The organism is Xylophilus sp. ASV27, assembly GCF_016428875.1.
Taxonomy (GTDB): Bacteria; Pseudomonadota; Gammaproteobacteria; order Burkholderiales; family Burkholderiaceae_C; genus Xylophilus.
The window spans coordinates 1-10430 of sequence record NZ_JAELTO010000132.1 but is presented as its reverse complement, the minus strand read 5'-3'; the positions used below and the strand labels follow the sequence as shown (position 1 = coordinate 10430).

General features: G+C 70.1%; 9 protein-coding genes. 5 read left to right on the top strand and 4 right to left on the bottom strand.

What is annotated here, in order from left to right:
* Positions 1–189 precede the first annotated feature (189 nt).
* The 4 genes from pdxR (at position 190) to JHD63_RS19945 (ending at position 4557) form a co-directional block, all read left to right on the top strand.
* A complete protein-coding gene (pdxR, locus tag JHD63_RS19960) occupies positions 190–1725 on the top strand; it encodes a MocR-like pyridoxine biosynthesis transcription factor PdxR (RefSeq protein ID WP_198972555.1) in 1536 nt (511 codons plus the stop codon).
* A 163-nt stretch (positions 1726–1888) separates the two neighbouring features.
* A complete protein-coding gene (tauA, locus tag JHD63_RS19955; protein WP_198972554.1) occupies positions 1889–2893 on the top strand; it encodes a taurine ABC transporter substrate-binding protein in 1005 nt (334 codons plus the stop codon).
* 1 nt (position 2894) lies between these two features.
* Positions 2895–3683 carry a taurine ABC transporter ATP-binding protein gene (locus tag JHD63_RS19950; RefSeq protein WP_198972553.1) on the top strand — a complete coding sequence of 263 codons (789 nt, stop codon included), beginning with the start codon at positions 2895–2897 and terminating at the stop codon, positions 3681–3683.
* A complete protein-coding gene (locus tag JHD63_RS19945; protein WP_198972552.1) occupies positions 3676–4557 on the top strand; it encodes an ABC transporter permease subunit in 882 nt (293 codons plus the stop codon). Before JHD63_RS19950 ends, JHD63_RS19945 begins: the two co-directional genes overlap by 8 nt.
* 41 nt (positions 4558–4598) lie before the next feature.
* Here the strand turns inward: JHD63_RS19945 and JHD63_RS19940 are convergent, their stop codons facing one another.
* The 3 genes from JHD63_RS19940 to JHD63_RS19930 are packed head-to-tail and all read right to left on the bottom strand — an operon-like array spanning position 4599 to position 8123.
* Positions 4599–6308 carry a cobaltochelatase CobT-related protein gene (locus JHD63_RS19940; RefSeq protein ID WP_198972551.1) on the bottom strand — a complete coding sequence of 570 codons (1710 nt, stop codon included), beginning with the start codon at positions 6306–6308 and terminating at the stop codon, positions 4599–4601.
* The gene (locus JHD63_RS19935) at positions 6305–7279 is read right to left on the bottom strand and encodes an AAA family ATPase (RefSeq protein WP_198972550.1); all 975 of its coding nucleotides are present in this window, start codon (positions 7277–7279) and stop codon (positions 6305–6307) included. Before JHD63_RS19935 ends, JHD63_RS19940 begins: the two co-directional genes overlap by 4 nt.
* Positions 7280–7292: 13 nt before the next feature.
* Positions 7293–8123: an IclR family transcriptional regulator gene (locus tag JHD63_RS19930; RefSeq protein WP_198972549.1), complete on the bottom strand. Its 831-nt coding sequence runs from the start codon at positions 8121–8123 to the stop codon at positions 7293–7295.
* Positions 8124–8281: 158 nt separating this feature from the next.
* Here JHD63_RS19930 and xsc point away from each other — a divergent pair, with 158 nt between their 5' ends.
* Complete coding sequence (gene xsc, locus JHD63_RS19925) at positions 8282–10093, top strand: sulfoacetaldehyde acetyltransferase (RefSeq protein ID WP_198972548.1); 1812 nt, start codon at positions 8282–8284, stop codon at positions 10091–10093.
* Here xsc and JHD63_RS19920 read toward each other — a convergent pair.
* Positions 10084–10430 (bottom strand): hypothetical protein (locus tag JHD63_RS19920; RefSeq protein WP_198972547.1); only part of this gene is annotated, 347 nt, incomplete at its 5' end. The genes xsc and JHD63_RS19920 overlap by 10 nt on opposite strands.

Genomic DNA, 10430 nt, shown 5'->3' with positions numbered 1-10430 from the left:
TCGGTGAAGCTCGGGCTGCAGGCCAAGCGCAAGCGCGCTGGCTGGAGCCTGCCCTATCTGGAGCACCTCATGGGCATGGGAGCGGCTCTGGGGATGGGGGGCTCTGGTTAGATGCGATTGCCCTGATTGTCTGGCCTGTTTGCTATTTATTTAATAGCAATGCGCAGGACCGATAAACTGCGACGCACCATGCCGCAATCCCGATCGAACCAGTGGGCGCAGTTGTTCTCGCTGCCCGACCAACCCGCCTTGCCGCTGCAGGGCCGCCTGCGCGCGGCGGTGGTCCAGGCCATCCTGGACGAGCGGCTGAGCCCCGGGGCGCCGCTGCCGTCCTCGCGCGAACTCGCGGCGATCCTGGGGCTGAGCCGCAACACGGTGACCTCGGCCTACCTGCAGTTGATGGACGAGGGCTTCCTCGAAGCGCGCCCGCGCAGCGGCGTGTTCGTGGCGCAGAACGCGCGCCCGCTGTCGGCGGCCGCGGCTGACCCGCTGGTGGGCCGCAGCGGCCAGTCGGGCCAGCCGCCGGACTGGCCGCAGCGCGTGCTGCGCTCGCTGGTGGACCGGCCCACGCTGTCCAAGCCCGAGCAGTGGCGCGACTATCCGTACCCCTTCATCTACGGCAACTACGATCCGCAGCTTTTTCCCACCGGGGACTTCCGCGAGTGCTGCGCGCGCAGCCTGGCGCGTTCGCAACTGCCGCACTGGACGCCCGACTTCGAGACCGACGACGTGCCGGAGCTGATCGAGCAGATCCGCACGCGCCTGCTGCCCCGGCGCGGCGTGTTCGCGCTCAAGGAGGAGATCCTGGTCACCCTCGGCGCGCAGCACGCCTATTACCTGCTGGCCGACGCGCTGTTCGACGAGCGCACGCGCGTCGGCCTGGAGGAGCCCGGCCACCCGCATGCGCGCAACAGCTTCGCGCTGCGCAGGCCGCGGTGGGTCGAGGTCGCGGTCGATCAGGACGGCCTGGTGGTGGACGCGTTGCCGGCCGCCGACTATCTGTTCGTCACGCCCTCGCACCAGAGCCCGACCACTGCCACGCTGAGCCTGGAGCGCCGCCAGTGGCTGCTGCGCAAGGCCGAGCTGCAGGACTTCGTCATCATCGAGGACGACTACGAGGCCGAGAACCTGTACGAAGGCACGCCGATGCCCGCGCTCAAGAGCCTGGACAAGACCGGGCGCGTGATCTACGTCGGCTCGGTGTCCAAGAGCCTCTCGCCCGCGCTGCGCCTGGGCTTCATCGTGGCGCCGCGCGCGCTGATCCGCGAGCTGCGCGTGATCCGCCACGCCATGGTGCGCCACCCCAGCGCCTTCCTGCAGCACGCCTATGCGCTGTTCCTGTCCCTGGGCCACCACGAGTCGCACGCGCGGCGCGTCAACCACGCCATGCAGGAGCGGCTGGCGCTGGCGGCGCAGGCGCTGCGCGAGCACCTGCCGGACTTCGAGTTCCGGCTGCCCATGGGCGGCGCCTCGATCTGGGTGCAGGCGCCGGCCTGGGTGGACGCCGCCGAGCTGGCGCTGATGGCGCGCAGCCACGGCGTGCTGATCGAGGCCGGCGACGTGTTCTTCGCCCGGCCGCCGTACCCGTGTCCGTTCTTCCGACTGCGGCTGTCGTCGATTGCCGCGGCGCATATCCCGGCGGGCATCCGCGCGCTCGCGCTGGCGGTTGAGGAACTGGCCCTGGCGCGCGGCGAGCCGCGCCGGCCGACCACCCGCCCGCACTGATTGCGCCTGGTTCCGTGCGCGGCGCACCGCGGGCGTGCGGCCCGCACCAAAACAAGGGTAAGTCCCCATCCGCTGGCTCCATGGCCTTGGCGGCGCTGGCACTTCCTGGACGCGGGCTGTGCGTGCAAAGTTGCCCCCGACCTTCACCCACTGGAGAAAACCGATGAACATGCCCCGGCGCCTAGCCCTCAAATGCGCGGTCCTTGCGGCCGCATGCTGCTGCGGCGCTTCCTTCGCCCAGACCAAGGAAGTGACTTTCGCGCACCAGGACATGCTGGTCCCGCTGCGCCTCGTGATGGAATCCGGCGAGGTCGAAAAGGCCACCGGCTACAAGATCAACTGGCGCATGTTCTCCGGCGGCGGCGACGTGATCCGCGCCATGGCCTCGGGCGACGTGCAGATGGGCGAGGTCGGCTCCAGCCCGCTCACCGCGGCGGCCAGCCAGGGGCAGGACGTCAGGCTGTTCTGGATCTCGGCCGACATCGCCGACGCCGAGGCGCTGGTCGCGCGCAATGGCAGCGGCATCGAGGGCATGAAAGACCTCGTCGGCAAGAAGGTCGCCACGCCCTTCGTCTCGACCGCGCACTACCAGCTCATGGCCGGCATGAAGATGGACGGCGTGGACGCGCGCCGCGTGAACGTGATGAACATGCGCCCGCCCGAGATCGCCGCCGCCTGGGAGCGCGGCGACATCGACGCCACCTTCATCTGGGACCCGGTGCTCTCCCGGATCAAGAGCAGCGGCAAGGTCATCGCCACCTCCGGCGGCATCGGCCAGCGCGGCGCGCCCACGTTCGAGGGCATCGTGGTCAACGCCAAGTGGGCGGCGGCCAACGAGCCCTTCATGATCGCCTTCGTGAAGGCGCTCAACCGCGCCAACGAGGAGTACCGGGCATCGGCCGCGAGCTGGACCGCCGATTCACCCCAGGTCAAGGCCATGGCCAAGTGGACCAAGGCCGATCCGAAGGACGTGCTGGCGACCATGGCGCTCTACCGCTTCCCGACGGCGGCCGAGCAGCTTTCGCCCACCTGGCTCGGCGGCGGCGCGGCCAAGGCCATGGCCGATACCGCGGCCTTCCTCAAGGAGCAGGGCCGGGTGCAGGCGGTCAAGCCCGACTACAAGGACTTCGTGGCCACCGTCTACGTCGAGAAGGCCATGGGGAACTGACATGCCGACGCTCGACATCCGAGACCTCACGGTCAACTACGCCGTCAAGGGCGGCACGCTGCAGGCGCTGGCGCCGGTCAACCTGAAGATGCATGACGGCGACTTCGTCGTCGCGCTCGGCGCCTCCGGCTGCGGCAAGACCACGCTGCTCAACTGCATCGCCGGCTTCCTGCCGCCTTCCAGCGGCCAGATCCTGCTCGACGGCCAGCCGGTGGCCGGCCCGGGCGCCGACCGCGGCGTGGTGTTCCAGAAGCATGCGCTGATGCCCTGGCTCAACGTGCGCGACAACGTCGCGCTCGGGCTGCGCCTGGGCGGCATGCCCAGGGCCCGGCGTGACCGCATCGCCGAAGAGAAGCTGGCCCAGGTCGGCCTGCAGGCCTACGCCGACCGCGCCGTCTACGAACTCTCGGGCGGCATGCAGCAGCGCGTGGGCATCGCGCGCGCCCTGGCCAGCGACCCGGCCGTGCTGCTGATGGACGAACCCATGGGCGCGCTCGACGCCTTCACGCGCGAGCAGGTGCAGGAGATCCTGCTCAAGGCCTGGTCCGAGTCGAACAAGATGGTGTTCTTCATCACCCATTCGGTGGAGGAGGCGCTGTTCCTGGCCACGCGCCTGATCGTCATGAGCCCGAGCCCGGGCCGCATCTCGCACATCTACGAGGACGTGCCGTTCTCGCGCCAGTTCCTCACGCACGGCGATTCGCGCAAGGTCAAGTCCGAGCCGGAATTCATCCGGCTGCGCGAGGAAGTGCTGTCCATCATCCACCACCGGGAGGCCGCCCATGTCTGAGGCCAGCATTGCCGTACCTGTCGCCATGAAACAAACCCCCACCGCCACCGCCACCGCCAGCGCCGCGTCCGGCGCCAAGCTCAAGACCAGCGCCTTCAAGGTGCCGGGCGAAGGCTCCAGCGTCGGCATCAGCGTGGTCACCGTGATCGTCCTGTTCGCGCTGTGGTTCCTCGTCACCAACATGGGCTGGGTCAAGCCGCTGTTCCTGCCTTCGCCGCAGGCGGTGCTGCAGCAGTTCTACGAGTACCTGACCGGCCAGGCCAACGACAAGCCGCTGTGGCAGCACTTCATGGCCAGCATGCTGCGGGTCTTCTCGGCCTTTGCGCTGGCCTGCGTCACGGCGATCCCGGTAGGCATCGCCATGGGCATGAGCCGCGTGGCGCGCGGCATTTTCGATCCGCCGCTGGAGTTCTACCGGCCGCTGCCGCCGCTGGCTTACCTGCCGCTGATCATCATCTGGTTCGGCATCGACGAGGTGCCCAAGGTGCTGCTGATCTTCCTGAGCTGCTTCGCGCCGCTGGCGCTGGCCGCGCGCTCGGGCATGCGCAGCGCCTCGCAGGAGCAGATCAACGCCGCGTACTCGATGGGGGCGAGCTACATGCAGGTGATCCGGCACGTGATCCTGCCCTCGGCGCTGCCGGACATTCTGGTGGGCATGCGCATCGCCATCGGCTTCGGCTGGACCACGCTGGTGGCCGCCGAAATGGTGGCCGCCAACATGGGCCTGGGGCAGATGGTGCTCAACGCTTCGAACTTCCTGCGCACCGACATCGTGATCATGGGCATCATCGTGATCGGCGTGGTGGCCTACCTGTTCGACCTGCTGATGCGCTGGCTCGAGCGCCGGCTGGTGCCCTGGAAAGGGCGGATGTAAACCCAACCAAAGGCCGGGCGTTTGCCCGGCCTTTGCTTTGGCTACCTCATCAGCGCGATGACTTCCCGGAACACGGTGTTGCCGGCGGAAGAGACGAAATCGAGCACATGGCTGCGCCGGTAGTAGGGGCTCAGGTCCAGGCCGACGCCGATGCCCGCGATTGCGACGCGCCCCGACTGCTGCTGCCGCGCCACCACGTCCCGCAGGTGATGGTCGAGGTAGTGCGCGTCGTTCGCCAGGTGGGTTGCGCCGTCCATCGGCGAGCCGTCGGAGACCACGAGCAGCCGCTTGCGCTGCTCGGGGCGCGCGAGCAGCCGGGCGCAGGCCCAGTCCACCCCCTCGCCGTCGATACCCTCGCGGAACAGGTCGCCCTTGAGCAGCGCCGCGATCGCGGGGCGGGCGCGGCGCCAGGGCGTGTCGGCGTTCTTGAACACCAGGTGGCAGCGCTCGTTCAGCCGCCCGGGGTGCGGCGGCCGGCCGGCGCGCAGCCAGTCGCGCTGCGCGCGGCCGCCGTTCCATGCGCCGGTGGTGTAGCCCAGGATCTCGCTGGCGACCCCGGCCTGCTCCAGCGCGCGCGCCAGCACGTCGACCAGCATCGCGACCGACTCGGCGTGCTCCCGCATGGAGCCCGAGCAGTCGATCAGGAAGGACACCACGCAGTCGGCCACCGGCTCCAGCCGCTCGGTACGGAACAGGCGCCGCTCCGACGGCGAGGCCACCAGTTGCGCCAGCCGGCGGCCGTCGACGTGGCCTTCCTCCTGGCCGCCGTCCCAGCCGTCGCGGGCGGGCTCGGCCAGCAGCGCGCGCAGCTCGCGCGCCAGGCGCGCGAGGTTCACGCCCTGGCCGGCCACGCGGCGGTCGAGCGTCTCGCGGTACTGCGCCAGCAGTGCCTGGCGCACCAGCGATGCGGCCTCGTGCTCGCGGTCATGGGCGGTGGTGAATATGCGGTAGGCGCCGCCCGCGCCGTCGAGCACGGCGCTGCGGCCGGACGCGGCGGTGGTGAAGCGCTCGACGATCTCCTGTTCCATCTCGGCGACCAGGCTGAAGACGCTGCGCCGGTCGTCCTCGGGCGCGCCTTCGCGCGCATCGCCACCGGCCCCGTCGCCGGCCGCATGCAGCAGCGCTGCCACCGCATGCGCGATGGCGCGCGCATGCAGCGCATAGGCGGCCTGGTCGGCGCGGTCGCGGCGCAGGCCGGCCAGGGCATGGCCCAGCAGCGGCGCGAGCGCGAAGCGCGTGGACTCCAGCAGATCCTCGGTGGCCTGCAGCACCTGCTGGCCGCTCACGCGGGCGCGGCAGATCTGCGCCACGGCGTACAGCAGCAGGCCGCGCGCGGTGTCGGTCAGGCCCGAATGGTGGAAGGCGAGCGACCACTGTTCGTGGCGGTGCCGCAGGTTGCGCCGCATGCCGGGCATGGCCTCGGGCGCGAGCGACTCGGCGCGGAACTGCTCCAGCATCTCGAACACCATGCGCTCGACCGGCTGCTCGGGGCGCAGGCGCTCGTGCAGCGCCGCGTCGGAGAGCGAGAGCCGCAGCGCCAGGCCGTCGGCCGCGCCGCGGAAGGACGCGAAGTCGTCCGCCTCGGGCGAGGGATGCAGGTGCGGCGCGAACCAGGGCAGCGGCCGGCTGCCGCGGTGCAGGCGCCGGCCGCGAAAGTGCAGGTCGGCCTCGCCGCTGAAGGCGCGGATCATGGCCGCGCAGAGTTCGTCCACGCGCTGCGCGTGCCGGGCGCGGCGCTGCGCCTGGCTCATCTGTCCGGGGCCGCGAGCTGCTGCGATTCTTCCAGCTCCAGGTCGAAGCAGCGCTGGAAGTACTCCGCCACGAGCGGCCGCTCCGCCTCGTCGCACTTGTTGACGAAGGACAGGCGAAAGGCCAGCGCCGGGTCGCGGAAGATCTCCAGGTTCTCGGCCCAGGTGATCACGGTGCGCGGCGACATCAGCGCCGACAGGTCGCCCGCCGCGAAGCCCTTGCGCGTGAGATCGGCCACGGCCACCATCGAGGCGACCAGCTTGCCGCCCGCCGCATCGGCCAGCGACGGCACGCGCGCCTGCACGATGGCGATTTCCTCGCCGGCCGGCAGGTAGTTCAGCGAGGCGACGATGTTCCAGCGGTCGATCTGCGCATGGTTGAGCCGCTGCGCTCCGTGGTACAGGCCGTTGAGGTTGCCCAGCCCCACCGTGTTGGCGGTGGCGAACAGGCGGAAGAAGGGGTGCGGCTGCAGCACCCGGTTCTGGTCCATCAGCGTGAACCGGCCCTCGCGCTCCAGGATGCGCTGGATCACGAACATCACGTCGGGCCGGCCGGCGTCGTACTCGTCGAAGATCAGCGCCACCGGCCGCTGCAGCGCCCAGGGCACGATGCCCTCCTGGAACTCGGTGACCTGGCGGCCCTCGCGCAGCACCACCACATCCTTGCCCACCAGGTCGAGCCGGCTGACGTGGCCGTCGAGGTTGAGCCGCACGCAGGGCCAGTTCAGGCGCGCGGCCACCTGCTCGATGTGGGTCGACTTGCCGGTGCCGTGCAGGCCCTGCACCATCACGCGGCGGTTGTGCCGGAACCCGGCCAGGATCGCCAGCGTCACGTCGCGGTTGAAGCGGTACGCCGGGTCGATCTCGGGCACGTGCTCGCCGCGCTCGCCGAAGGCCGGCACCGTCAGGTCGGAGTCGATGCCGAACAGGTCGCGCACGCGCAGCATCCTGCCGGGGTGGAGGGGGGCGGTCATCGTCGTCCTTGGTTCAGGCCTGGGCGCGGCGCTGCGTGTCGTCGCCGGCATCGATGCGCGCCAGCGCCAGGGCGGCGCGCTGCAGCGCGGGCAGCAGCAGGCGCGCCTTGCCGGCATCGAGCCGCATGATCGGCGCCTGTGCAGCGATGCACAGGTTCGACGGGCCATGGGCCGAGGGCACCAGGGTGGCGATGCACAGCAGGCCGGGCAGGAATTCCTCGTCATCCAGCGCGAAGCCGTCCTTGCGCACGCGCTGCACCTCGCGTTCGAGCGCATCGAGGTCGGTCAGCGTCCTGGGGGTATAGGCCTCCAGCGGCGCATTGGCGAGCAGGCGCCGCCGCTGCGCCGGGCTCATCTGCGCCAGGAAGACCTTGCCGCTGGCCGAGCAGTGCACCGGCACGCGCGAGCCCGGCTGCAGGTAGAAGCGCAGCGGCGCGGCGGTTTCCACCCGGTCCAGGTACACCACCTCGCTGCCCGACAGGGCGGTGAGGTTGCAGCTCTCGCCGATCTCCTCGACCAGGCGGCGCAGCACCATGTGGCGCGCGCCGTGGTGGCTGTCGTTGAGCAGCAGGTTCTCGGCCAGGCGCCGCAGCCGCGTGCCGACGCCGTAGTGCCGGCCGTCGCCCTCGCGCCGCAGCAGGCCGGCGGCCTCGAGCTGCTGCAGCATGCGGTGCAGGGTCGGCTTGGGCAGGCCGGTCTCCTCCACCAGCCCTTGCAGCGTGTAGCGCTGGTCCTTGGCCGCGATCACCTCGAGCAGGGCGAACAGCCGCATGGTCGGGGTGTCTGCACCGGTTTCCATGCCCTCGGGTTTCGAACTTTCGACGACTTTCATGGCGTGGATCATAGCCTTTTATTAAAAAATCAGTACGAAATGTACCGATTATTGGAATTTCATTTGACTGGCGGCGTGCGGCACCCTATATTTCGCATGCGCAGATTTCGGAACCCATGGTTCCATATTTTTCAAGTCTCCACCACCCCGTACCGCAGGAGTCCCGTCCCATGAGCCAGAACCCCCCCGCCATGCCCGCCCGCGCCGCCGTCACCGGCGTGCAGAAGATGACGCCTTCCGAGGCCTTCGTCGAGACCCTGGTCGCCAACGGCGTGACCGACATGTTCGGCATCATGGGCTCGGCCTTCATGGACGCCATGGACATTTTCGCGCCGGCCGGCATCCGGCTGATCCCGGTGGTGCACGAGCAGGGCGCCGGCCACATGGCCGACGGCTATGCGCGCGTCTCGGGCCGCCACGGCGTGGTGATCGGCCAGAACGGTCCCGGCATCAGCAACTGCGTCACGGCCATCGCGGCGGCCTACTGGGCGCACAGTCCGGTGGTGATCGTCACGCCCGAGACCGGCACCATGGGCATGGGCCTGGGCGGCTTCCAGGAGGCCAACCAGTTGCCGATGTTCCAGGAGTTCACCAAGTACCAGGGCCACGTGGTGAACCCCAAGCGCATGGCCGAGTTCACCGCGCGCTGTTTCGACCGCGCGATCTCGGAAATGGGCCCGACCCAGCTCAACATCCCGCGCGACTACTTCTACGGCGAGATCGAATGCGAGATCCCGAAACCCATGCGCGTGGAGCGCGGCGCGGGCGGCGAGAACAGCCTGGCCGCCGCGGTCGAGTTGCTGGCCCAGGCCCGGTTCCCGGTCATCCTGTCGGGCGGCGGCGTGGTCATGGGCGATGCGGTGGAGGAGTGCAAGGCGCTGGCCGAGCGCCTGGGCGCGCCGGTGGCCAACGGCTACCTGCGCAACGATTCTTTCCCCGCCAGCCATCCGCTGTGGGCGGGCCCGCTGGGCTACCAGGGCAGCAAGGCCGCGATGAAGCTGATCGCCCAGGCCGACGTGGTGCTGGCCCTGGGCTCGCGCATGGGCCCCTTCGGCACGCTGCCGCAGCACGGCATGGACTACTGGCCGAAGAACGCCAAGATCATCCAGGTCGAGGCCGACCACACCAACCTGGGCCTGGTGAAGAAGATCACCGTGGGCATCCACGGCGACGCCAAGGCCGTGGGCAAGGCGCTGCTCGAGCGCCTGGCCGGGCGCACGCTGGCCTGCGACGCCACCAAGGCCGAGCGCGCCGAGAAGATCCGGCAGGAGAAGGCGGCCTGGGAGAAGGAACTCGATGGCTGGACGCACGAGCGCGACCCCTACAGCCTGGACATGATCGAAGAGGCCAAAAATGAGGGCGGCCACTGGCTGCATCCGCGCCAGGTGCTGCGCGAGCTGGAAAAGGCGATGCCGCCGCGCGCCATGGTGTCCACCGACATCGGCAACATCAACGCGGTTGCCAACAGCTACCTGCGCTTCGAGGAGCCCAGGAGCTTCTTCGCGCCGATGAGCTTCGGCAACTGCGGCTATTCGCTGCCCACCATGATCGGCGCCAAGCTGGCCGCGCCGGACCGCCCGGCCATTGCCTACGCGGGCGACGGCGCCTGGGGCATGAGCATGGTCGAGATCATGACCTGCGTGCGCCACGACATCCCGGTCACCGCGGTGGTGTTCCACAACCGCCAGTGGGGCGCGGAGAAGAAGAACCAGGTCGACTTCTACAACCGCCGCTTCGTCGCCGGCGAGCTGGACAACCAGAGCTTCGCCGGCATCGCCAGGGCAATGGGCGCCGAGGGCATCGTGGTGGACCGGCTGGAGGACGTGGGCCCGGCGCTGAAGAAGGCCGTGGACATGCAGATGAACCAGGGCAAGACCACGGTGATCGAGGTCATGTGCACCCGCGAGCTGGGCGACCCGTTCCGCCGCGACGCGCTGGCCAAGCCGGTGCGCCTGCTCGAGAAGTACAAGGACTACGTCTGAGCGGCGCGCAAGGAAGCTGCCATGATCGAGTTGGCCGACACCGCCGCCGCGACCCATCCGCGCCTCGACGCCCTGGTGGAGCGCGCGCGCAGGCGCGCCAGGTCCGCGTGCCCGCGCATCGGGCTGGTGCATCCCTGTGACTGTCTCTTATACACATCTGACGCTGCCGACGAAGAGAACCTAGTGTAGGTGGCGGGGGGGGGGGGGGGGGGGAGGGGGGGGGGGGGGGGGGGGGGGGGGGGGGGGGGGGGGGGGGGGGGGGGGGGGGGGGGGGGGGGGGGGGGGGGGGGGGGGGGGGGGGGGGGGGGGGGGGGGGGGGGGGGGGGGGGGGGGGGGG